Raw genomic sequence first — 23,729 nt, 5'->3', positions numbered from 1 at the left:
TCGGGGATCACAACCCGAAGACAGCGAGGGGACATTCGCCGAGGACGGCGCGGCCTCACTCCCCGTTCATCGAGACGGTCTCGAGCCCGTAGCTCGCTTCCGTCGGATGCGGTTCATAGCCCTCGAGTTCGGGCACCGTCGCCACGACGTTGGTGTAGTTCGTGAGGAAGGCGACGGGGGCCTCATCGCGGACGATCGATTGCACTTCGTGGTACCGTTCCGCTCGTTCCTCCCGGTCGGTCAGTTCGCGCGCTTCCTCGAGGAGTTCGTCGACCCGCTCGTTTTCGTACCCGTGAAACAGGGTGGCATCCGTGGAGTGGAACATTTCGGCGATGCGGTCCGGGTCCGGGTACTGCAAGGTTCCCCACGAGGTGAGGTAGCCGTCAAACGACCCCTGTCCGACCTCGTCGAGCATCGCGTTGTACTCGACTGTCGAGACGTCGACGTCGAATCCGACCGTCGCGAGATCGTCCTGAAGCACCTCCGCGATCAACGGCAGGCTTCTCGAGTCGAACGTGACGAACTCGATCTCGAGGGCCTCGCCGTCTCGGGTTCGAACGTCGTCGGAACCGGCCGCCGTCCACCCGGCATCGGCGAGCAGGTCGCGGGCGCGTTCTGGGTCGTGTTCGTACCCCTCGAGGTCGGGGTTCGCCCACTCGGTTATCTCCTCGGAAAACGGTCCAACTGCGGGCTCGTCGACCCCTGCGAGGATCGACTCGGTGAGCCCCTCGAGATCGATCGCGTAGTTCACCGCCCGGCGAACGTCTGCATCGTCGAAAGGCTCCGATTCGGTGTCGAACGTGAGAAACCGTATCCGCGGGATTTCGGGCATGTAGAGTTCGATATCGTCGTTCGTCTCGAGCGAGTCAACCATCTCGAGGGGCATGATCCGCGCCATGTCGATGTCGCCGTTCTCGAGGTTCATCCGCCGAGTCTGGTCGTCCTCGATGATCTCACAGCGGACAGATTCGATCTCGGGGACCTCGCCGTAGTACTCCTCGTGGCGAACGGTCGTTACCGAGGTGCCCGGCCGGAACTCGTCGACGGCGAACGGTCCCGTACTGATCAGTTCCGAAACCGACCCCTCATCGTCGAACGTCGCGGGGTTCAAGATGCACGCGTCGCTTCGGGCCAGATGCGCAGGTAGCGTCGAAAACGGCGTCTCGGTCGCGATTTCGATGGTGGTCTCGTCCGTCGCTTCGATCGATTCGACCGGCAAGTCCGTAAACGAAGCCGCGTCGAACGTGCGCTCGAGCGATTCGACCGCGGTCTCCACGTCGAGCGAGTCGCCGTCGTGAAAGGTTACGTCCTCGCGAAGCGAGAACTCCCAGTGGTAGTCGTCTGGGCGATCCCACTCGGTCGCGATCCCCGGTGCGGGGTTTGCCTCGTAGTCGACACTGAGTAAGGATTCTGCGATTCCGAGCCGCCGAACCATACTCCCGCCGTCGAGGGGATCTCGGTTGATGTCCCACGGGGAACCGATTCGAAAGTCGACCTCGTCCGGCTCGCTCGAGAGGCAGCCAGCGACCGCGAGCGCGGCCGTTCCGATCGTCGTTTGCAATGCGGTACGTCGGTTCATCGTTGGTCGTGTTCGTTCTGTCATCGTATTCGATTTCGAGTTCGTTTCGCGTCGGTGTGAGTACTCGCGAGGTCAGAGTTGATCGACGCTCGATTGCGGTATCGATTGTCGTTCGCTCGTTGATCGCCGTTCGTCCGTCACTCGATGCTGGTCGGTCTCGCCCGCACCGTCCCGCCAATCGGGTGCGTACAGACACCGCGACTGTCCTTCTGAGACGGACTCGAGGTCGGGGTCGATCCACGAACACTCCGGCGTGGCGGCGGGACAGCGAGGGTGGAACGCACAGCCATCGGGCGGGTCGGTCGTACTCGGCGGCTCGCCCGTGAGTCGGAGATCGGACGACCCCTCGCCGAATCGATCGCCGGGGATCGAGTCCAGAAGCGCCTGTGTGTAGGGATGTGTCGGTTTGGAGAGCGTTCGCCCGGTCGGTCCGACCTCCACGAGTCGTCCCAGGTACATCGCGGCGACGCGATCGGCGGCGTTACGCACGACGTCGAGGTCGTGAGAGATGAACAGGTACGCGAGCCCGAGATCATCCTGCAGGTCAGCAAGGAGATTGAGGACCGTCGCCTGGGTCGAGACGTCGAGGGCGGCCGTCGGCTCGTCCAAGACGAGCACCGACGGCTCGAGCGCGAGCGCACGGGCGATCGCCACTCGCTGTTGCTGACCGCCGGAAAGCCGTCGCGGGTACCGATCGGCGCATTCGAGAGGGAGATCGACGAGCGAGAGCACCGTTTCGATCCGATCGGCTCGTCGCTGTTTGTCCCAGCCGGCTTCGAATAATGGCTCGGCGATCGATTCGCCGACCGTCCGCTTCGGGTTGAGGCTGGCTCCGGGGTTCTGGAAGACGGCGCCGATCTCCGCGAGTTGCTCGCTGGTCCGTCGGTCGACCCCGTCGACGGCCTCGCCGCGAATGTGGACGCTCCCGTCCGTCGGCGCCTCGAGGCCAGTCACCAGCTTCGCGAGCGTCGACTTTCCACAGCCGCTCTCGCCGACGAGCCCGAGAGTCTCTCCCGCGCGAAGTTGGAGCGAGACACCCCTGACGGCGTCGACCGTTTCGTCTGCGCCGAACGGCAACACTCGATCGAGGAGCGCGTCGGACTCGCGGAAGGATTTGTGCACGTTCTCGAGTTCGACGACCGGTGACGTGTCGCCGGAGTCGGAGGTGGGGGCGGCCGTCGCGTCGTCTCCGGCCGTCGTCGCGCCGTCTCCGGCCGTCGTCGTTTCGTAGCCGGCGGTTGCCGTCGGTTTTTCGGCGGTAGCCGCTGGACCGCTCGCGATCGTCGGTTCCGCCGCTCGAGCACCCGTCCGCTCGCCGCCCGTCTCGTCAGTTCGGACGGCCCCGCCGTCCACGACGGTCGCCGGAGTCGGTTGTCTCGCGTCCGGATCTCCCGCCGGTGCTGGGTCGTCCAACGAACCGTCGTCGTCGGCCGCAAGCGTCGACTCGAGGGTCGCCTCGCGCGCTTGGGCAACGCCACACCGGACGTCGTGGTCGTCCGCGACGTGAACGACCGGCGGAGCGGTCCCGCGGCAATCTCCCGTCGCGAACGGACACCGGTCGACGAAGGCACAGCCGTCCGGTGGCGCGGATCCATCCGGCGGTGACCCCCCGACCGTCGGCAGTCGCGATTGCGGTTCGGATCGGTGTGGCAGACAACCCAGTAGCGCCTTCGTGTAGGGATGGGTCGGATTCGAGCGGACCGCCTCGACCGGTCCCCGTTCGACGACCGTTCCGTTGTACATGACGACGACGCGATCGCACAGCTCCGAGACGACGCCGAAGTCGTGACTGATGAGCAACATGCCCATGTCGCGGGCGTCGTTGAGGGCGGCCAGTCGATCCAAAATCGCCGCTTGCGTCGTCGTGTCCAGTCCCGTCGTCGGCTCGTCGGCGATCAGCAACGACGGGTCGCGGGCGAGAGCGATCGCGAGCAACACGCGCTGGCGCATGCCGCCGCTGAACTGGTGGGGGTAGTCGTCGATCCGGTCCTCGGGACGGGGAATATCAACTGTCTCCAGCAACTCGAGAACCCGCGACCGGAGCGCTCGAGAGCGAAGCCGCGAGCTGATACCGATGGCGAGTTCCGAGAAAAACGGCTGGTCATCCGGGCTCCGGTGAACTCGAAGCGCCTCGGCGATCTGTTCGCCGACGGTGTAGGCCGGATTGAGCGCCGTCGACGGATCCTGCGGGACCATCGCCAGCTCGGTGCTTCGAAGCCCTCGCAACGTCCGCTCATCGGCGGTCGTGAGTTCGCGTCCGTCGAAGCGTACGTGCCCGTCGACGATCTCTCCGGGATCCTCGAGGCGGACGAGCGAGCGCGCGGTGACCGATTTGCCGCAGCCGCTCTCGCCGACGAGGCCAACGATCTCGCCCTGAGATACCTCGAAGCTCGCGCCGTTGACTGCGTGGACTGCGCCGGATTCGGTTCGGAACCTGACGTGCAGGTCCTCCACCGAGAGCGTTCCGGTCATCTCAGGTTCGCCTCCGTTTGCCGTCGTCAATGTGGTCAGTGTCCAGTGCATCCCGTAGGCCGTCGCCGAGGAGGTTGAACCCGATGACGGTAAACGCGATCGCGACGCCGGGTGCCGTGATCAGCCACGGCGCGGCTCGCAGGTAGTCCCGCCCGCCGGCGATCATCGTCCCCCACTCTGCCGTCGGCGGTTGTGCGCCGAGGCCGAGAAACGAGAGGCCGGCGGCCGCGAGCACGACTGTCCCGAGGTTGAGCGTTGCGAGGACGACCACCGGGTTGACGACGTTCGGGAGCAGGTGCCGCCTGACGATCCGCCGTTTCGGCGTGCCATAGAGGCGAGCCGATTGCACAAACGGCCGCTCCTTGACGGCGAGTGCATTGGCGCGAACGATCCGCGCGTACGTCGCCCATCCGACTACCGAGAGGGCGATGACGACGTTTTGGATGCTGGGTCCGAGCGCCCCGGCGATCACCAGCGCCAGAACGAGTCCCGGGAACGCGAGCTGAATGTCCGCGAGTCGCATCAACGCGGTGTCGACTAGCCCGCCGCTGACGGCCGCGAGCAGTCCGATAGTCGTACCGAGGACGACCCGTACGGCCGTGGCTGCGACGGCGAGCGCGAGCGAAATCCGCGCGCCGTGGACCAGCCGCGTCGCAACGTCACGCCCGAGCGAGTCGGTTCCGAGCGGGTGTGCGAGCGACGGCCCCTGGAGGCGAGTTTCGAGCGCCTGGGCCGCCGGATCGTACGGTGTGAGAATCGGTCCGACGACCGCGACGAGTCCGAGCAGACAGACGATCCCGCCGCCGAGGCGAATCTGTCCGTTCGTCCGCATCGCCGTTCCGACCCGAGAGCGACCGAACCGCCGCACGCGCTCGAGAACGGCCGAGATCCTCGAGGTGGGCTGACTCCGGCCCGCGGTGTGTTCACTCATTCGCGCTCACCCCTCGGCCGCCCGGCTCGATTCGCGGGTCGAGCGCGACGTAAGCGAGGTCGACGAGTTGGTTGGTCACCACGAACGCGACCGCGGTCACCAGGACAACGCCCTGTACGATCGGATAGTCGCGGATGAAGATGGAGTCGACGAGCAAGGTGCCGAGTCCGGGACGCTGGAAGACGACTTCGACGATGACCGCGCCGTTGAGAATAAACCCGAACTGCAGTCCGACGATGGTCACGACCGGAATGAGTGCGTTTCGCAGGGCGTGTTTGTACACCACGAGGCGTTCGCGGACGCCCTTCGACCGCGCCGTATCGACGTACTCGGCGTCGAGCACCTCGAGCATCGACGTGCGGACCAGTCGTGTGACGACCGCGGCCATCCCCGTCCCGAGGGTGATCGCGGGCAACACCAGGTGACCGAGCGTTCCCGCGCCGGAAACGGGTGTAAGTCCCAACCAGAGCGAGCAGACGAGAATTAGCAGGTATCCCAGCCAGAAGTTCGGCATCGAAATGCCGGTCAGCGCGACGATTTGGCTGGTTCGGTCGATCCATGTGTCCCGGTGGACGGCGCTTGCAACCCCCGTCGGAATCGCCAGCAGCAACGAAACCGCCACCGCGGCGAGGGCGAGCTCGAGCGTGTTCGGCAGGTACTCGAGCAACAGCGACGTGACGGGTTCCGATCGGTAATAAGAGGTGCCGAGGTCTCCCTGAACGGCGTCTCCGAGCCAGGATACGTACTGGACGACGAACGGCTCGTCGAGGCCCTGTTCGGCGCGAAACGCTTCGACCTGTGCGTCGGATGGGGGGCCCTGTTGTTGCTCTCTGAGGATCGTGTACGCTGGATCGCCGGGCGTGAGGAACACGAACGCGTACGTGATAAGCGAAACGCCCACGAGGACGACTGACATCGAGCCAATCCGAGAGAGAAGGGCTCGTATCACGCGTTTTCACCCTGGTGGATCCATACTCCTCGTATCGGCATCGATGTCGACTGTGAATTTAGCACACGAGCGTCGACGGCCCCGGAACGGGACGTGTCGGTCCGTGGGTAACCGGGATGAGGCGTCACGGACATCAATTCGATTTTATGTAGTGAAATGTTAGTTGTAAAACTTCGGGTTTGCACCTCGAAACGATCCACCCCGATTGAACCGATCGCCGACGATCGATCCGAGTACTGTCTATAGCTCCGCCCATGTTATTATCGTTAGACAAATTTATATTAACTCTTGCTATTTAATCGGTATTGAATATTATCTATGATGTTGTTCGTCGCAGAAGAATCCGACGAGATGACGTGGTGATCGATAAGTACCCCACCCGAAGCGAACGCAAAACGCCACCGCATCGAAGAACTCAGGTTCTTCCGTGTCGCGGGTGTACAACAGTTTTTGTAGCATCCAGCCGAAACGTCGGTAATGAAAGTTATCAAGGACAGCGTGCACGATCACATTCAGATCGACGGAGTCGCACGCGATCTGATCGATACGCCGCCGCTCCAGCGGCTCCGACGGATCAAACAGCTCGGAACCGTCTCGCTGGTCTATCCCTCGGCGAACCACACCCGCTTCGAGCACAGCCTCGGCGTCTACCACCTCGCGTGTAACGCCCTCGAACACCTCGGCGTGGAAGGGAAGCAAGCCGAACGCGTCGAGGCCGCGGCGGTGTTACACGACGTTGGACACGGACCGTTCAGTCACAACCTCGAGTCGCTGACCTACCGTCGAACGGGTAGATATCACGACGACGTTCACGGCCTGCTCGCCGACGGCGCGGTCGGGGACGTGCTTCGAGACCACGACCTCGAGCCCGACAACGTGGCGGATCTCGTCGCCGGCGACGGTCGGTTCGGCCAACTGGTTTCGGGTGAACTCGACGTGGACCGGATGGACTACCTCGTCAGAGACGCCCACCACACCGGCGTCCCGTACGGAACGATCGACCACGGGCGACTCGTGCGCGAACTCTCCTTCGTCGACGGTGAACTCGTTCTCGCGGAAGGTAACGTCCAGACCGCAGAGAGCCTGCTCGTCGCGCGCGCGCTAATGAACCCAACAGTATACAGTCACAGCGTCGCACGAATCAGCAAGGCAATGCTCAGACGAGCGGGCGAGCAGCTCCTCGAACAGACCGAGACCGACGCCGCAACCCTCCAGCGAATGGACGATCACGATCTGATCGTCGCCCTGCGAAAGCGTTCGGAAACGAGCGAATTCTCCCGCAGGCTGGATCATCGCAACCTCTACAAACGCGCGGTCTGGGCCGAAATCGACGACGTTCCCGGCGGAATCATCGAATCGGATCACGACGCGATCCGCGAGTTCGAACGCGAGGTTGCGGAGAACGCCGATGTCGATCCCGAAGCGGTCATTCTGGACGTTCCGAGTCGGCCGTCGATGACCGAATCGACGTCTCGAGTGATGGTCAACGGCGAGGTGCGCCCGCTTGGCCAGCAGTCGCCGCTCGTGGACGCACTGCGATCGGCTCAGTACTCTCAATGGCGACTCGGCGTCTACTCGCCCGCGGCCTCAAGCGAACAGGTCGGCCGCGCGGCGCTGAACGTGCTCGGGCTTGACATCGACGGACCGCTCGTCAGCGACGTTCGAAACAGCATCTACACGACGCTGGATCAGTTCGTCGGCGACTCGAGCGAGTGACAGAGCAAAAAGGCAGTTACTCGGTCGTGATTTCGATGCGAATTTCGTCTCCGTCCTTGAGTTCGTACTCGGTCGGATCGACTTCGTCGTCCTCGACGAAAAACGTAATTTCGGTGTCGGACTCGCGGTCGTCGTACTCCGTTTCGTCGATGACGAGACGACGGTTATCGTTCTCCTGCGTATATTCGACGTACGGAAGGAGATCGACTCCTTCAGCGACCGTAACCCGTTCGATACCTTCAATATACCAATAGTCGTCGAACTCGTGGAGGTGGAAATCTAACGAGTGATTCTGCGAGTGTTCGGCCTGAAATCGGTCCTGTGAGAGATCGAACTCCGAGCCGTCGATGACGATTTCGATTTCACCGCGTTCGTCGAGCAGGTCGGGTTGTCCGCTGCTCGGCAGTCCGGAACCGCCGCCCTCGCCGAAATCGAGACAACCGGCGAGTGGAACTGTCGCCGCTCCGATCAGGAGCGTCCGTCGGTTCATACGCCTTCGTAGCGATTCGGGGAACAAAAGGTGTCGGTCGTTCTGTTTGCGGAAAGTCAAGGAGAAAGCCTCGTCCTTTAGGACAGGGTTGAATCCGACAATTCGACCACAAACGGCGTTTGACGCGCTGAACTTTACTCTCGACCGTCAGCGAACGGTTCAAGAGGGAGACACCGAAAGAGGGGGTATGGAACGTACGGGCACGATCCTCAGAGGGAGGGAGTTCGAACCCGTCGAGGGTCGGATCGTCGTCGATAGCGATGGACGGATTGATCGGATCGAACAGGAACGCGTCGACAGCGACGACATCATCATACCCGCCTTCGTGAACGCCCACACGCACATCGGCGACTCGATCGCGAAGGAGGCGGGTGGCGGACTGTCGCTCGAGGAACTTGTCGCGCCCCCGGACGGGCTGAAACACCAACTGCTTCGCGAGGCCTCGCGGAACGAACTCGTCTCCGCGATGAGCCAGTCGGTACAGTACATGGAACGAGCGGGAGTCGCCGCATTTCTCGACTTTCGCGAAGGAGACGTCGAGGGCGTAGAGATGTTCCGCGAAGCCACAGCCGGAACAGATATCGACGCGTTCGCGTTCGCTCGCGGCTCCGTCGAGGCGATGGAGGCCGGCGACGGGTTCGGCGCTAGCGGCGCGAACGATGATGTTTTCGATCACGAACGAACCGCGACGCGAAACGCGGACAAACCGTTCGGGATTCACGCCGGCGAGGTCGACGAAAGCGACATCAATCCGGCGCTCGATCTCGATCCGGACTTCCTCGTCCACGTCGTCCACCCGCGATCGCTTCACCTCGAGCGGATCGAAGACAGCGAGGTCCCGATCGTCGTCTGTCCGCGTTCGAATCTGGTGACCGGAGTCGGACTCCCACCCGTTTCGGAACTGCTAGAACGGACTACCGTGGCACTCGGTACCGACAACGTAATGCTCAACTCGCCGTCGATGTTTCGCGAGATGGCGTTTCTCTCGAAACTTACCGACGTTCCCGCAGGAGAGATTCTCCGCATGGCGACTGTCAACGGTGCCGAGATCGCCAACCTCGAGTACGGCGTTCTCGAGCCCGGGAAGAAGGGGAAATTCCTCGTCCTCGACGGCGACTCGAGAAACCTCGGTGGCGTGCAGGATATCGTCCGTGCCGTGGTTCGGCGCGCGAGCGTCGACGATATCCGCGAGGTCGTCTTTTCGAACTAATCGGTACGCGGGTCCGAATCTGCCGGCCCAACGCTCATCCCCCGCGGCGTCGAAGAACGAGCAACTAGATGGGGTACCGAGAAGACGTCGTCAACGCGTTTCGCAGAAGCTTCCTCCCACAGATTCACTACCTCCTGCAAGGAACCTTCGGGGGGTACGCGGTCAGTCACACGTCCGCTGAGGAGTACGTCCTTACGACGGACTGTTCGGAGGCCGACCTCGAGGAGATCCTGGCGGAACTGGGCTTTTCACGCAACCCGATCGCCGCGCTGAAGGTCCGCACGGACGGCAATACGGCCGAGGGATCGTGGGTGTGGCGGTCGTCACCGCTGGCTTCGTATCAGCTTCACGTCGTCCTTCACGATCTCGAGAACGAGACCGGCGTTGACGTCTACGCCCACTGGGAGTGCTCGTGGATTCGCCATCCCTACAACCACTACGTCGCTCGCGGCTACGACGCCGAGAAAGGCGTCGAACTTGCCCGCCAGTGGCTCGACCAGTACGACGGGGATATCGGCGGAGACGACGTCGGGCTCGAGTACGAGGTCGACACCTCACTCGAGCGCCGGCTCAGCGAGTACCTCTCGCTCTCGTATTACCAGGTCGAGGAATTTGCGGCGGGGATCCGATCACGTCTCCCCTTCGTCGACGGCGGCTCGTCGAAGGTTGACGATCGCGACGGCGAACGAGACGGTGTTTCGCCCCGAATCACGGACGACATGTAGGCGGCGAAACGAACGCCGCGAAACGGGAACCGGTCTCACTCCGAAGATCCGCTGGGCTGTTCGATTGTGGTTTCCGACGGCGATTTCGTTCCGAATCGTCGCCTGATTCGACCGACGACGTTTTTTAACAGAACTCGGCCGGAGAACGCCAGTCCGTGGCGCTGTTTGCGATAGTAAAACTCGCCCAGTTCGTCGTCGGTGAGTCGGGTCGGTTCGAAATCGGGATCGCGGACGTTGGTAATCCCCTCGATCAGGAGCCCACGTTGTCGACTGAGGACTCGATCGAAAACGTCCCAAAGCGTGTCGCAATCGGCGATGTCGATATCGGCGTACGCGACGATCTCCCCGCCGTCGATCGAGTCGTCCAGTCGTTGCAGCGTCGAGCCGGTCACGGTCCGTCCGTCGTGAAAGACCGCCGGTGGTCCCATCCCCCGAAACCGTCTGATATCGGCGGGGTGGAAGCTCAGAACGCCGTACCGCGGTGCCGTCAGAATACTGCCGCGAACGAGTCCGAATCCAAACCGGACGACGACGTCACAACAGTCACGAATTCGAGCGACGACGTCCTCTGGAAACTCGGCCCACCCGTCGTTGGTCTCCGGCGAGCACTGAACGAATTCTGCGTCGTCGAAACACTCGAGACCCTCGACTGTATGCCGTCGGAAGGTCGGTTTTTCAGTTCCGATTATCTTTGCGACATTACGCTCCGCAAGCACCAGTGACCACGCTTTTTCCGTTTTAAGTACCTCGAGAAACTGTCTTAGATCTCCGACTCGGAGTCGGTTTTTTTCGTTCCACGACTCCGCATCGTTTTCGCCCTTCGTTCCCGTCTCCCCTACAACTAACGGGATCGTCACGCCATTTTCGATTCGAAGTCGCTCGAGGGCGTCGACTTGCCACTCGTAGAGATACGGCCCAACCAGTACCCCAATCGATAATTGGTCGTCGAACGACATGCTTCCGGTTCTCGGCTACCGACGCTTAGTTACCGCGTGCTTTTGCTCGAATACGCGGTGAAAACTGATAGTAACCGTTGGTTCGTCCGCTGTATGGCCCACTTGTCCGGAGACATCTGTACGTACTTTGATACGCCGGTTACCGATAGACGGTGAGGGGATCGGTACTCCCACGCTACACTCAAAGCGACCCGGACCGAATCCGTTCTTCCGCCGCCTCAAGCGCCGCGTCACGATCGAACTCTTCGAGTATCGCTCGAAGTTTAGACTCCGATGCGCCTTCGAGTTCTCGAGCGTGCTCGGTCACGTTCGGAACGGCTCGAATGATGTTGTCGACGATGGGAATCTCCGCGACCTGTGGGGAACGTGAGAGTGGATTGAGATCGATCACGATCTCAGTTTTTCCCATCGCCTCGAGCGCTTCGGCGCGGTCGCCGTCCTCGAGCGGAACGACGACGACGTCGGCTTCGAAAATTCCGTCCGAATCGACTTTCGCGCGTTTGTGGTCCAGATTCGGGATCCGAGCGTCCGCGTCGATCCCTTTGATTTCTGTGCCACCGTGATCGCGAAGATGCTCCGCGATGGCGTCGATCCGTTCGGGCGTTCGATTGAACAGATTGACCTCGAGGTCAGCGTCGACGGCAGCCGCGAGGTCGACCATTTCTCCCGGAACCAGCGCCGCGACGTTTCCGTTGATCGAAAGCACCGGATGATCCGCAAGCAGTAGCCGTGCGGCCGCCGCACGCTCGGCGGCTTCGGCGCTCGGAATCGTCTCCTCGCCGAGCAGGTAATCGAAGGCACTACCGCGGCCTTCCGCGTGCATTCCCTGCAGGTGGGTAATTCCCTTCTCGACGCCCGTTTCGATTCGATGGCGCGTGAGTAGATCCTGATATCTCGGATGATCCTCGGGAATTTCCTCCTCGTCCTCGACCTCGGCGGGGACGGTCTCGTGATCGGTCACGAATATTCGCTGGCGACCGGCGATAAAAAACCGACCGATTCCCGCGAATGAGCCGTCTTATTTGAGCGTTGCTCCCGCGGGGTGCGTGTGACACGCGTCGGGTTCGTATCCGGCGTCCGAGAGGCCGGTCCCGAGTGCGAACACCGTCTCACCGAGCATCGCCATCGAGGCTCGGCCGCCTCGTTCGGCGACGGCCTCGATGGCCTCGAGCACCGCCGGTGTGAGCAACTCCGCTTCGCGAGCGAATCCGCTCGAGGCGTCCATGAACGTCTCGAGCGTCGGTTCGTCGATCACGCGCTCGAGCGCCTTCTCCCCCGCCACAGAGAGCGTCTCCGTCTCACCAGAGAGGACGTCCGCGGTCGATAGCTGTCCGAACGAAACGTATTCGACGCGTGCTCGAGCCGGAATCCCGTCGAGCTCGTTCGATCCCGGTGCCCCCGGCTCGAGGCGAATCGGAATACCGCCCTGTGCCTGTGCGACGACGTCGCCCAGACCGGTTCCAGCCCGTACTTCAGTTGTGTGGGCGAGCGTCACCAGCTCGTTTCGAGACCGCTTCCGGTCGAAGACCTGGTTGGCGGCCAGTGCGGTTCCGAGCGCCATCGCACCGGAAACCCCGAAGCCCGACCCGAGCGGGATATCGGATCGCGCCTCCACTCGAGCCGACGCGTCGAGGTGTTCGAGCACGGTCGTCACCGGGTCAATGGTAATCGGTTCGCCGTCGAGGATGATCTGCGATTTCGAAGCCGAGGTAACCGTTACCTCGACGCCGTCCGTCAGCGTGAGTCCGGCCCCTCGAGAGCCGGCCCTGGTCGGGTCTTCGTCCGGGTGTGCGCTGAAAAATCCCGTGATGTGACCCGGGACGAACGCCGTCGCTTCCTCGCGCATATGCCCGTGATTTCGTCCCGGCAGGTATAACGTTAAAGATTCTCTCCCTCGTGCCGAGAGCGGTGGTTGCATCTTCAGGCTCTCGGCTTTTCCATCAGCTACCCGAACGGTCGGTACATTGAATTTTGGAAGCGAACGCCGAAGGGTTAGGAGCCGTTTCGCGGGGGCGGATGTGACCGCCGTCCGCGAACCCGAACTCGAGTGAGCTCTGCAGAGCATGTCGGCAGAATCAATCGCACTCGCGACCGATTTCGCGATACTGTTGCTCGCAGCCGCGGTCTTGAGCACCGTTGCACGAGTGGCCAAACAGCCGACGATCGTCGCGTACATTCTGACTGGCCTTCTCGTCGGCCCCGTCGTCTTCGGCGTCGTAACCGAAGACGCGTTGATCGAAGTCGTCGCCGAACTCGGCCTCGGATTCTTGCTGTTCTTGCTCGGGATCGAGATGTCGTTCGAGAACGTCAAGGATATCCTCAAACCCGTCGGTGCGATCGCGGTGGGACAGGCGATCCTGCAGGCGTGTCTCTCAACGGCGGTCGCGCTCGGCCTCGGCTTTACGCTGTTCGAATCGCTCGTCATCGCGCTGGCGACCACCTTCGGCGCGACGCCGATCATCGTCAAGGTCCTCTCGAGCAAAAACGAGCTGAAATCGCTATACGGTCGCGTCGACGTCGGCGTTCTCATCTTTCAGGATATCTACCTCATCGTCGCGCTCGCGATTCTCAGCGTCGAGGCCGCGGGTGATCCGCAGGCGATCGCCCTGAACGTCGGCCGCGTCTCTGGACTTATGATCCTCGTGGGCGTCGTCACGTACCTTTCGTACAAGTACGTGCTTCCCGCGATTCTCCGAGCCAGCGCCGACGACGATCGGACGCTCTTTACCGTCGCGGTCGGCTGGGCTTTCCTGTTCATCTACGTCGCCGAAGTGGGCGGACTCACCGTCGAAGTCGGCGGCTTCTTCGCGGGGCTCGCGCTCGCACAGCTTCCCTATAGCCTCGAGATTAAAGAACGAATGCGGCCGATAACGGACTTTTTCATCGTCATCTTCTTCGCCAGTATCGGGCTCCAGATGGAGACCGCCCAACTGCTCGCCTACTGGCAAGAGGCGCTGATCGCCTGCGCCGTCTTGCTGGCCGGAAACTTCGTCATCGTCTACGGCCTCTTCGCGAGCCAGGGGTTCGACAGCGAAACCTCGTTTCTCGGGACCATTTCGATGCTGCAGGTCAGCGAGTTCTCGTTGGTCCTCGGCGCGCTCGCTGTCGATCAGGGGTTCATCGAGGCCGACATTCTCGGATTCTTCAGTCTGATGGCGCTGGTAACCATGACGCTCTCGACCTACGTCATCATCTACAACCGGGATATCTACGATCGTGTCGAACCCTATCTCGAGCGATTCGAGCGCGAGGAAACGATCGACTCAAGCGTCGGCGTCCACGAAAACCACGCCGTCGTCGTCGGCGTCGACGCGCTCACTGACCGGTTACTACCCACCTTGAGAGACCACTGCGATGAAGTGGTTCTGGTCGATCGCTCCGTCGAGTACATCGAGGAGTTCGCGGATACCGGTAAAGCCGATCAGAATGACGACATCGAGTTCGTCTTCGGCGACGCTCGTCACGCCGACGTGAGACAGGAACTTGACCTCGAAAACGCGGCCGCCCTCGTCTCCGTCGCCGAACGCCCGGCTGTCAATAAACGATTGCTCGAGGAAACGAGAGGGGGAGCGATCGAGGATCCGCTAACGATCGTCACGGCCAACGATCCGGAAACGGTCGAGAGACTCTACGAACAGGGGGCGGACTACGTCGTTGCGACCCAGAGTCTCGTCTCAGACGCCCTCATCTCGTTGCTCGAGGACTACTTCGAGAACGACGACGCGTTCGTGGATCGTCTCGAGACGCGCGCAGCGTCGATCAGGGGTGAGGACGATGATTGAATTCATCTCGATACTGACGGTCGTCTTCGTCGTCGCCGCTATCGTGGTCTTGCTCGCGGCTCGACTGCCGGTCTCCGCGATTCCGCTGTACCTCCTTACGGGCGTCCTCGTCGGCGCGTTCATCGACGAGTCACAGATCTTCGAACTCGCCCAGTGGGGAATCGCCTTCCTGGTCTTTCTCTTCGGCGTCCGGATCGACGCCGACACGCTCGAGACGACGGGGAGAGTGGGGACGCTCGCCGCGATCGCACAGGCGGTCCTCGTCGGCGGAATCACGTTCCTTCTGGCGGTGGTACTCGACCTTTCGGCGTTGAACGCCGGTTACCTCGCCGTCGCCGCGGCGTTGAGTTCGTCGCTCGTCGGCGTGAGCTATCTCGAGCGCGCCGTCGAGTTCCGGACGACCTCCGACCGGCTCGGCGAGTCGATCCACTTCGTCGAAGACGTTCTGGGCGTCGTCGTTCTCCTCGCGCTCGCCGCGTTCGTCTATCTCCCAGAAACGGACGAGGCGGTCGTGATCGGGACGGGAATCGAAACCCTTCTCGTCGGAACGGTCGCGCTCTTTGCGACCGCACTCGCGATACGGCGATGGGTATTCTCGCGGTTGATTGCCCAGTTCGAGGGAGATTCCGAGGTGCTCATGCTCGTCGGAATTACGTTCGTCGTACTCGGAATCGGCGTTTCAGAAGCTATCGGCGTCTCTATCGCCGTCGGCGCGTTCGCCGCGGGACTCGCGGTGGCGGACGAGTACCCCTACTCGCTGGAACTCGTCGACACGGTCGACGATCTCACGGACTTTTTCGTTCCGATATTCTTCGTGACGGTCGGCGCGCTCGTTTCGCTTCCGGACGCCACGACGATTACGTACACGGTGCTCTTACTCGTCGTCGTCCTCGTCGTGAATCCGTTGCTCACCGCAGGAATTCTCCGCTGGCGCGGGTTTTCCGAGCGGACCGCCGTTCTCACTGGACTCCGCCTCGACCAGTTGAGCGAGTTCAGCCTCGTCATCGCGATTCAGGCCGCCATCCTCGGCACGATCGCCCCTTCAGTGTTCGAGGCGATCGTTCTGGCGGCGCTCGTGACGATGCTCGTCTCGTCGTACACGACACACCACGACGAAGCGATCTATCGGCGACTCGCTGCAATCGTTCCCGGCGATCCGACAGTCGGCGGTGCCCGCGCCGAAACCTCGGCGGCCTTCGAGGATCACGTCGTGGTTATCGGCTTCGAAACCGTCGGTCGGGTGCTGTTCGAGCACTGCCTCGAGCGCGGCCACGACTGTCTCGTGGTCGTCGATAATCCGGTTCACGCCGAAGCCGTCGAGGACGCCGGTGGCGAGTACGTCGTCGGCGATGTCGTCGATCCGAACACGCGGGAGCACGCGTCACTCGAGTCGGCCGCACTGATCGCTTCGACGCTTCCCCAGCGCGACCTCAACGAATCCGTCGCTGCCGTCGAGACGGACGCACCCGTTGCTGTCGTCGCTATTCACAGCGAGCACGCCGAGACGTTCTACGACGCCGGCGCGGACTACGTCGCGGTTCCCGACCTCGAAGCCGCGGACCGCCTCGAAGGATACGTCGAACGAGCGCTCGAGGGGAAGATCGAGCACCTACGAGATGCGGTTGAGAGCGAACGAATCGAGTAGCACTCGAACGATGAGCGAGCCGATTCGCTGGATTGACACAATATGTGGCATGACAGCAGACACCATATAAATGTATTCAGTATAGAGACGGAAACCCATTCAATAAACATGAGGGATAGTAACTGTCTCATGGTAGACAACGAATCCGACGGACGAAATCGATCGACCGATGACCGACAGACGACCCGGCGAACGATGCTCAAAGCCGGCGGAACGGCGCTCGTCGGGGGTGCAGGGATCGCGGCCGCATCCGGCTCGGCAGCCGCAGTCTCCAGTTGGGATATCGAAGTAATCGATATCGGCGGCGGTATCTGGGGCGGCGGGTCTCCCGACCCTCTCCCCGTCGAAGACGAGCTATTCATCTTCGTACATGGGTGGTTCGGGGACTCGACAGTCTCGAGCCAGGCAGCGAACGTCGCGACCTCCATGGAGGATGTCGGCTACGAGGCGGACGAATACGTCGCTATCGAGTGGGACGCGACCACGATCAACTTCCCCGCCGCAGAGAGTGAAACCGAGGAAGTGGGCGAGGAGCTCGCCGAACTGCTCGAGGACTTCTACGACGACGGCGGCGGCGATGTCCGGCTTATCGGTCACTCGTTGGGCGGCCGGGTCGTCCTCGAAACGGTCAACCACATCGACGATGGGTACTCGGTCGAAACCGTCGCACCGCTGGGCGCGGCGGCAGACGGTGACATGGTCTGTAACGGCGGCGGTGGCCTGTTCGGAGACAACTGGTATGACGGGATCGAAGAGAACGCAGACGAAGTCCGGAACTATCATTCTGAGAACGATTCGACCGTCGGCACAGCCTACGGCGGCTTCTTCGGCGCGGCACTGGGTGCCGACGGTTCCGGCTGCCCCGACGATATCGCGGACAACTACACGGACGTTGACGTGACCGACAGCGTCGGCAGTCACCTTGGATTCCTGGGCGACGAAGCGGTCGGTGCCGACCTTGCCGATGCGGCCGGCGTTGATGTCGACGACGGCGACAACGGCTGGGGCTGGTGGTAAGCTCGCGAACGAGCCCCTACAGACTCCTGTTTCTAACCATCCGCGCGGAACACCTTTTTCGTACCAATTGTCCCATAATCCGGTATTGAGATTTCTTGACATTCTGTCCGCGACGGCTTGCACCGCTTCTCGTCATCACCCCACGAGCGAAGTCGACCGAAAATAATCACCCGTATATTAAAAAATTCAATATAGAGTAGAATCAGACACTTTCGATCAGAACGACGATTCACTCGGAGATGACCGATGAAATCGACCACGCCAGTCCGACCGACGAATCGATCGATAAAAACCGACGGGCGACATTGCGACTCGCTGGAGCGGCCGCCGCTGGTGTTGCTGGATTGGCGGCGACGAGTGGATCGGCTACCGCCCAGTGGTTTTCTGACGGCGTCGAGGAATTCGATCTCGACGGGTTTGGCGTCGCAGACGAACTTCCCAGTAGCGATGAGTCCGAACTAGTGATCTACCTCCACGGCGGCGGAGTCAGTTCAACCGCCGATGAACAGGGCCAGAGCCTCGAGGACGGCCTCGCTAGCGCAGGCTACGAGACGACCGTTATCGCCGGCGTCTTCAGCACGACGTCGGTCGGCATCGGCGCGGAAACCTCCGACGCGGCAGAAAACTTGGCAGCCCTCGTCGAAGACTACTACGACGCCACGGACGGCTCGATTCGGATCGTGGGCTACTCTCTTGGAGGAATTCTCACGATGCAGACCCTCAATGTGCTCGAGGACGGGTACGCAGTCGATACGGCCGCGTCACTCGGGACCGGCACGCCAAGCACCACAGTCTGCGAGGATGGGATTTACCACGACGGAATCGCTACTGCTACCGAGGAATTCCGCGTTCTCGTCTCCGAGGACGACGACGCCGTCGAATTGATGGATGCCATGGAGCCCGACTGCGGTGGCTTCTTCGGGGGCGGATCACCGCCGGAGACGTTCACTCGTGTCGACGTAACCGATGACGTTGACAACCATATGGTTTATCTCGAGTCTAAGGATGTGATGGAAGACCTCGCCGACAGCTTCGACGACAACAGCTAGAACGAGGGCTTTGCTTCGTTCGCTCCCAGAGAGTTCGTCCTACGGGCTCAGACGTTGGCGATCTCTCGGGAAGAGAACAGCCTCTCGAATGTTCTCGAGGCCCAGAATCGTCATGACCAGCCGCTCGCCGCCGAGGCCGAAGCCGGCGTGGGGCGGCATGCCGTACTTGAACATCTTCGTGTAGTACTCGAACTGGTCGGGGTCGAGTCCCTGCTGTTCGAAGCCTTCGATGAGGTTTTCGTGTCGGTGTTCGCGCTGACCGCCCGATACGAGTTCCATCCGCGGATGCATCAGGTCGAAACCGGTCGAGAGCTGCGGATCGTCGTCGTGGTCTTTGATGTAGAACGGCTTGATCTCGCTCGGCCAGTCAGTGATGAAGTAGTGACCGCCGACGTCGTCGCCGAGGGCCTCCTCGGCCGCCGTCGAGAGGTCGTCTCCCCAGACGAGTTGCTCGTCCAGTTCGCCCGTCGCGTTGATCCGTTCGATCGCGTCCTCGTAGCTGATGCGCGGGAACGCGTCGTCAGAGAGACCGAATTCGTCTTCGAGACCGAGCGCCTCGAGTTCGTCCTGACAGTTTTCTGCAATCGCTTCGTAGGCCGCCTTGACGACGCCCTCGACGACGTCCATCGCGTCGTTCTGGTCGCAGAACGCGCCCTCGAAGTCGATCGAGGTCGCTTCGTTCAGGTGCCGCGGCGTGTTGTGCTCTTCGGCGCGGAAGATCGGACCGATCTCGAAGACGCGCTCAACGTTGGAGCCGGCGATGAGCTGTTTGAACAGCTGCGGCGACTGGTTCATAAAGGCCTCTTCGCCGAAGTACGTGATCGGGAAGAGCTCGGTGCCGCCTTCCGTTCCCGTCGCGACGATTTTCGGCGTGGTGATCTCCGTCGCGTCGAACTCGCGGAACTGCTCGCGCGTCGCACGGAGGATCTCCGCGCGAATCTCGAAGACTGCCTGCACCTCGTCTTTGCGCAGGTCGAGGGTCCTGTTGTCGAGTCGGGTCGACATTTCGGCGTCGACCTTCCCCGACGGATCGAGCGGAAGCTCCGGATCCGCGGCCGAAACGACCTCGATCGACTCGGGCGTCACTTCAACGCCCGTCGGCGCGCGCGGCTCTTCTTCGACGGCACCGGAGACCTCGACGACGCTCTCTCGAGCGACGCCCAGGCCCGTCTCGACGAGGTCCTCGTCCATTTCGTCTTTCTCGAACTTGATCTGGATCTTTCCGGTCGCATCCCGAAGGATCAAGAAGGCAATTCCGCCGAGATCTCGGATCTCGTGGACCCAGCCGGCGACAGTAACGTCGTCACCTGGCTCGGCGTCGGCAGTGTAGGTTCTGTCCTGCATACCCACCGATTCTCGGAGCCGAAACTTAAGCGCCATCGTTCGCGCTCGAGGATGATGCCGGTCTGCTCTCTTGTTCACCGTACCCGACCGAATTTTCATCGTTCGGTGTGAAACCAGGGTATGGACGACCTCGAGCGACTCGCCGACGAAATCGATCGTGACGCGACGGTCGTCGCCTTGACCGGTGCCGGAATCTCCGCACCCTCGGGCGTCCCGACGTTTCGGGGCGACGACGGTGTCTGGGAACACTTCGACGAGGGACAGTTTACTTACGGCCGATTTCAGCGGGATCCGGCGGGGTTCTGGGCGGACCGCCTCGAGTTACAGGAAGTGATGTTCGGCGACGGCTACGAGCCGAACGTCGCACACGAGGCGCTGGCAGCGCTCGGTTCGGAGGGATATCTCGACGCGATTCTCACCCAAAATACGGACGGGCTACACGGGCGGGCGCTCTCGTCGGCTGAAACAAATCGAGACGACGGCGGCGACGCCAGCGAATTGTCCACCGAAAGCACTGAAACGACGACGCTTCTCGAGCTTCACGGCAATTCACAGCGCGCGGTTTGTACGATGTGTGACCGCCGTATAGATGGCGACGACGCGTTCGGCCGAGTCGACGACGGCGAGCTTCCGCCGACGTGCGACTGTGGCGGGACGTACAAACCCGACGTCGTCCTCTTCGGCGAGCAGCTTCCAGGCTCGACGATACAACGCGCCCGAACGCTCGCGAGCGACAGCGACGTGTTTCTCTCAATCGGCTCGTCGCTCATCGTCGAACCCGCCGCATCGCTCCCTCGAACTGCCAGTTCGACCGGGGCAACGCTCGGAATCGTCAACCTCGAGTCGACGCCGTGTGACGACGCCGCGACGGTCGTGTGTCGCGAAGACGTCACGGCGGCGTTGCCAGCGCTCCGAGAGCACGTACTCGAGAGAACGCAGTGAGTCCCGCAGACGCGTCCCAGTGTGACCGGAAACCGGCGGTCAACTGTAATGAGCCGAACTGACCGCTTCTAGACGAGATACTCCTCGATCAACCGAGCCTGGCCCCGACGGATTCGTTCGCTGACGGCCTGTTCTGAGATATCGAGTGAGCCAGCAACATCACTCAGCGTCGCTTCGCGAGGAACCGCAAAGAACCCGTACTCGTTCGCAAGCGTCAGCGCTTCTCGTTGTGATCGCGTGAGAGTTTTGTCAGATTTACGTGCGCGCCCCCCATCGGATATTCGTTGCAAGTCGAACTCGACGCCGTGGCGCTCGAGAAACTCGTGGTACTCGGTGAACGAGTCTCGGTCCGGAAACCGCATCTCGAGCTCCCAGCGGCCATCCATCGTCTGACCGGTGAGTAACTCCGCACCGAGTGACACCCAGCGCCGATAGCTTTCGATGACCTTCGTCTGCTCCGCACGACTACGTTTGAGCCGGTACAAGTCCCGTCCACCGGTTCGTTCGAGCTGGGAGAATTGTGCGATCGTTCGATCCCGCTCGAGCATTCGGTCGACGTCCGTCTCGTCCGAGAATCGGATCCAACAGAACAGGATCGGTTGATCCGGTTCGAGCGCGTACTGGCGCTCGAGTTCGACGTCGAGCGACGGGACCGACTCGAGTGTCGGCCCCAGGGTAAGGTCTGGGGACGAAACTTCGAATTCGGCGAGGAGACTCATACTGCACATCTCCGGCCGACACGCAAAACAGTTTAGGCCAATGATACTTCTTCCAGCCGATTCGGTGTAAGTACAACACCCGGAACCGACCGGATACCAGCGGTGTTACACCGGAGCTACGCGTCGTTAGCGGCTTCGACGGTTTCACGAACCGCCTCGACGCTCGCCTCGTGGGCGAGGTTGCCGACCACAACGACATCGGCGTGCGTCGCCATCCGGTGTGCGGAATCGTAGCCGTCGATTCCGCCGCCGTAGAAGAGCGTCGACTCATCGACCGCCTCAGCCGCCGCTTCGACGATCGACGGCTCGCCGAACGTTCCCGAGTACTCGAGGTAGACGATTTCCTGTCCGAACATTCGCTCGGCGACCTCCGCGTAGGAGGCGACGTCTTCCGCCGAAAGATCACAGTCTGCTTCCGTGTAGGTCGCGACGTCCGCATCGGGGTTCAAGACGATGTAGGCCTCCGTCGCCGTTTTTTCCCAGTCGAGATCGGTGTCCAGCCGAACCCACTCCTTGTGGGCACCGGTGATCCAGAACGGCGAACCGGCGTTGAAAACGGTCGGAATGAGGTAGCCGTCCAGCGCGTCGTCCTCGACGACGACATCGGGGCTCGAGGGCTCCTGATAGAGCGCGACGTCGTGTTCGGCACAGGCTTCGATAACGGCGCTCATGTTCTCTTCAGTAATTCCCATCGTACCGCCGACTTCGATGGCGTCGGTCCCGGTCGCACAGAGATCGCCGTAGGTGACACCCTCGGGAAGATCCTTGTCGGGATCGATCTTGAGGATGTGGTTCCAGTCCGCCCAGGGCGCAGTCATACCGCTCCGTTTTCCGACAACGAGCAAAAGCCCTGCGAATCGGCGCTTTCTCGAAAAACGGTCGGACCGTCGCAGTTTTGCGACCGTCGGGCGGTCGACATCGATCGTGACAACGGCGGCGAGCGTCACCCGATCGACCGGAACGCGACGACGGCGATAACCCCGGCAACGAGGGCCAGCAGGATATTCTCCGTTCGCCACATGACCAGCACGACGACGGCGGCGGCCCCCCACTCCGCGGGGCCGCCTTCCGCGAGTTCGGGCCCGAGGAGTGCGATCACGATCGCGCCGGGGAGCACCGATAATCCCGCTTCGACCCGGTCGCTCACGTCGAATCGACTCAGGAGCCACAACCCGCCGACCTTCGTGACGATCGTGGCGGCCGCCATCGCGAGGATAACTGCGACGACGATCGGCTCGAGGGTGAGGAATTCCTCACCCATCATGGCGAATCACCTCGACGAGTGCCGCGGCGAGTCCACCGATGAGGATGTACCACTGTCCGGGAAAGACGTTCGCGGCGGCGATCGCGGTTCCGAGTGCGACGAGCCACGGGAGGAGCGTCGACGAACCGTCCCAGAGTTCGACCGCGAGGGCGACGAAGACAGCCGCGAGGATGAAATCGAAGCCGTACTGCTCGGGCTCGCCGATCGCGCCGCCGACGGTCGCGCCCAGAATCGTCGAGGCGACCCAGAACAACCACAGAACGATGCCGCTCCCGAGGAGAAATGCGCCGAGGCTCCCCCCGGATTTGAACTCGCGCATCGTCAGCGCCCAGTTTTCGTCGACCATAAAAAACAGGCTACCGTAGGCCTGCTTCGAAGTGAGGTGGCGAAACCACGGCTCCAACGCCGCTCCCATCAACGAGTACCGAAGGTTGATCGCGAACGTCGCGAAGACGACCGTCGCGATCGGAACCGGATCCGCCCAGAGTTCGACTGCGACGATCTGGGATGCACCGGCTAACACGACCGCGCTCATCAACGCGGCCTCGGCGACGCTTAACCCCGACTGTCGGGCGAGCACGCCGAACGCAACGCCGTAGCCCGCGACGCCGATCGCGATCGGAGCGCACGTAAGAAATCCGATGCGGATTCCTTCCCTGCTGAACGTCACGGAGTCGGTGTCGACCTCGGATGCTGACCGCTCGCTGACGGTCTCGCTCGGTTCTGGAGGGGATGACTCGTTTGTATCCGGATCAGTAGACATCGACTGGGCCTCCTCGAGTCGAACACGCTCGGCGGATAAATCGCTCTCGAACTAGCGTGCAGTCTGCTGGTTGTCCCCGTGTGACTCGGACGCATGAACTCGAAAGAGCGCCGGCCGCTTTTCCCATCCGCGTCCAGGAGGTGCCTACTTCTCGGCGATCCAGACCATCTCCTGAC

At 62.0% G+C, this 23,729-nt stretch carries 21 protein-coding genes; 8 read left to right on the top strand and 13 right to left on the bottom strand.

Annotation, left to right across the window (positions count from 1 at the left end):
* Nucleotides 1-55: 55 nt before the first annotated feature.
* The 4 genes from ACYQ14_RS17780 to nikB all read right to left on the bottom strand — a co-directional run bounded on the left by ACYQ14_RS17780 (nt 56) and on the right by nikB (nt 5,931).
* Nucleotides 56-1,579 (bottom strand): ABC transporter substrate-binding protein, encoded by a 1,524-nt coding sequence (locus ACYQ14_RS17780; protein WP_459889877.1) that lies wholly within the window; start codon nt 1,577-1,579, stop codon nt 56-58.
* Nucleotides 1,580-1,651: 72 nt separating this feature from the next.
* Nucleotides 1,652-4,051: a dipeptide ABC transporter ATP-binding protein gene (locus ACYQ14_RS17775; RefSeq protein ID WP_459889875.1), complete on the bottom strand. Its 2,400-nt coding sequence runs from the start codon at nt 4,049-4,051 to the stop codon at nt 1,652-1,654.
* Between the two features lies 1 nt (nt 4,052).
* Nucleotides 4,053-4,982: a nickel transporter permease gene (nikC, locus tag ACYQ14_RS17770; protein WP_459889873.1), complete on the bottom strand. Its 930-nt coding sequence runs from the start codon at nt 4,980-4,982 to the stop codon at nt 4,053-4,055.
* A complete protein-coding gene (gene nikB, locus ACYQ14_RS17765) occupies nt 4,975-5,931 on the bottom strand; it encodes a nickel ABC transporter permease (protein ID WP_459889871.1) in 957 nt (318 codons plus the stop codon). The genes nikC and nikB overlap by 8 nt, the downstream gene beginning before the upstream one ends.
* Before the next feature lie 477 nt (nt 5,932-6,408).
* Between nikB and ACYQ14_RS17760 the strand changes: the two genes are divergently transcribed.
* Nucleotides 6,409-7,647: an HD domain-containing protein gene (locus ACYQ14_RS17760; RefSeq protein ID WP_459889869.1), complete on the top strand. Its 1,239-nt coding sequence runs from the start codon at nt 6,409-6,411 to the stop codon at nt 7,645-7,647.
* A 16-nt stretch (nt 7,648-7,663) separates the two neighbouring features.
* On the opposite strand, the gene ACYQ14_RS17755 is transcribed toward ACYQ14_RS17760, so the two are convergent.
* Nucleotides 7,664-8,137 carry a hypothetical protein gene (locus ACYQ14_RS17755; protein ID WP_459889867.1) on the bottom strand — a complete coding sequence of 158 codons (474 nt, stop codon included), beginning with the start codon at nt 8,135-8,137 and terminating at the stop codon, nt 7,664-7,666.
* 187 nt (nt 8,138-8,324) lie between these two features.
* On the opposite strand from ACYQ14_RS17755, the gene ACYQ14_RS17750 reads away from it, so the two are divergent.
* Nucleotides 8,325-9,347 (top strand): amidohydrolase family protein, encoded by a 1,023-nt coding sequence (locus ACYQ14_RS17750; protein WP_459889865.1) that lies wholly within the window; start codon nt 8,325-8,327, stop codon nt 9,345-9,347.
* A 68-nt stretch (nt 9,348-9,415) separates the two neighbouring features.
* Nucleotides 9,416-10,072, top strand: a complete 657-nt coding sequence (locus ACYQ14_RS17745) for a hypothetical protein (RefSeq protein WP_459889863.1) — start codon at nt 9,416-9,418, stop codon at nt 10,070-10,072.
* Between the two features lie 35 nt (nt 10,073-10,107).
* Here the strand turns inward: ACYQ14_RS17745 and ACYQ14_RS17740 are convergent, their stop codons facing one another.
* From ACYQ14_RS17740 to ACYQ14_RS17730, 3 genes are all read right to left on the bottom strand, one after another.
* Nucleotides 10,108-11,028, bottom strand: a complete 921-nt coding sequence (locus tag ACYQ14_RS17740; RefSeq protein WP_459889861.1) for a formyltransferase family protein — start codon at nt 11,026-11,028, stop codon at nt 10,108-10,110.
* Nucleotides 11,029-11,209: 181 nt separating this feature from the next.
* On the bottom strand, nt 11,210-11,989 hold the full coding sequence (locus tag ACYQ14_RS17735; protein ID WP_459889859.1) for a 4-phosphopantoate--beta-alanine ligase: 780 nt from the start codon (nt 11,987-11,989) through the stop codon (nt 11,210-11,212).
* A gap of 57 nt (nt 11,990-12,046) precedes the next feature.
* Nucleotides 12,047-12,874: a pantoate kinase gene (locus tag ACYQ14_RS17730; protein ID WP_459889857.1), complete on the bottom strand. Its 828-nt coding sequence runs from the start codon at nt 12,872-12,874 to the stop codon at nt 12,047-12,049.
* Between the two features lie 217 nt (nt 12,875-13,091).
* Between ACYQ14_RS17730 and ACYQ14_RS17725 the strand changes: the two genes are divergently transcribed.
* The 4 genes from ACYQ14_RS17725 (at nt 13,092) to ACYQ14_RS17710 (ending at nt 18,521) form a co-directional block, all read left to right on the top strand.
* A complete protein-coding gene (locus ACYQ14_RS17725) occupies nt 13,092-14,810 on the top strand; it encodes a cation:proton antiporter domain-containing protein (RefSeq protein WP_459889855.1) in 1,719 nt (572 codons plus the stop codon).
* The gene (locus ACYQ14_RS17720; protein ID WP_459889853.1) at nt 14,803-16,455 is read left to right on the top strand and encodes a cation:proton antiporter domain-containing protein; all 1,653 of its coding nucleotides are present in this window, start codon (nt 14,803-14,805) and stop codon (nt 16,453-16,455) included. Before ACYQ14_RS17725 ends, ACYQ14_RS17720 begins: the two co-directional genes overlap by 8 nt.
* A gap of 129 nt (nt 16,456-16,584) precedes the next feature.
* Nucleotides 16,585-17,472, top strand: a complete 888-nt coding sequence (locus ACYQ14_RS17715; protein ID WP_459889851.1) for a lipase/acyltransferase domain-containing protein — start codon at nt 16,585-16,587, stop codon at nt 17,470-17,472.
* A 239-nt stretch (nt 17,473-17,711) separates the two neighbouring features.
* Complete coding sequence (locus tag ACYQ14_RS17710; RefSeq protein WP_459889849.1) at nt 17,712-18,521, top strand: lipase family protein; 810 nt, start codon at nt 17,712-17,714, stop codon at nt 18,519-18,521.
* A 39-nt stretch (nt 18,522-18,560) separates the two neighbouring features.
* Here ACYQ14_RS17710 and aspS read toward each other — a convergent pair whose 3' ends face one another.
* Nucleotides 18,561-19,865: an aspartate--tRNA(Asn) ligase gene (gene aspS / locus ACYQ14_RS17705; protein ID WP_459889847.1), complete on the bottom strand. Its 1,305-nt coding sequence runs from the start codon at nt 19,863-19,865 to the stop codon at nt 18,561-18,563.
* A 120-nt stretch (nt 19,866-19,985) separates the two neighbouring features.
* On the opposite strand from aspS, the gene ACYQ14_RS17700 reads away from it, so the two are divergent.
* Nucleotides 19,986-20,807: an SIR2 family NAD-dependent protein deacylase gene (locus ACYQ14_RS17700; protein WP_459889845.1), complete on the top strand. Its 822-nt coding sequence runs from the start codon at nt 19,986-19,988 to the stop codon at nt 20,805-20,807.
* Nucleotides 20,808-20,875: 68 nt separating this feature from the next.
* Here ACYQ14_RS17700 and ACYQ14_RS17695 read toward each other — a convergent pair whose 3' ends face one another.
* The 4 genes from ACYQ14_RS17695 to ACYQ14_RS17680 all read right to left on the bottom strand — a co-directional run bounded on the left by ACYQ14_RS17695 (nt 20,876) and on the right by ACYQ14_RS17680 (nt 23,553).
* On the bottom strand, nt 20,876-21,526 hold the full coding sequence (locus ACYQ14_RS17695; RefSeq protein ID WP_459889843.1) for a helix-turn-helix domain-containing protein: 651 nt from the start codon (nt 21,524-21,526) through the stop codon (nt 20,876-20,878).
* Nucleotides 21,527-21,642: 116 nt separating this feature from the next.
* The gene (locus ACYQ14_RS17690) at nt 21,643-22,344 is read right to left on the bottom strand and encodes a phosphoglycerol geranylgeranyltransferase (protein ID WP_459889841.1); all 702 of its coding nucleotides are present in this window, start codon (nt 22,342-22,344) and stop codon (nt 21,643-21,645) included.
* Nucleotides 22,345-22,469: 125 nt separating this feature from the next.
* The gene (locus tag ACYQ14_RS17685; RefSeq protein WP_459889839.1) at nt 22,470-22,790 is read right to left on the bottom strand and encodes an AzlD family protein; all 321 of its coding nucleotides are present in this window, start codon (nt 22,788-22,790) and stop codon (nt 22,470-22,472) included.
* A complete protein-coding gene (locus tag ACYQ14_RS17680; RefSeq protein ID WP_459889837.1) occupies nt 22,780-23,553 on the bottom strand; it encodes an AzlC family ABC transporter permease in 774 nt (257 codons plus the stop codon). The genes ACYQ14_RS17685 and ACYQ14_RS17680 overlap by 11 nt, the downstream gene beginning before the upstream one ends.
* Between the last annotated feature and the right edge of the window lie 176 nt (nt 23,554-23,729).

The sequence above is a fragment of the Halostagnicola bangensis genome (assembly GCF_054653435.1).
Note: the sequence above shows the minus strand (reverse complement) of the source record. Positions and strands in the feature narration are given on the sequence as shown.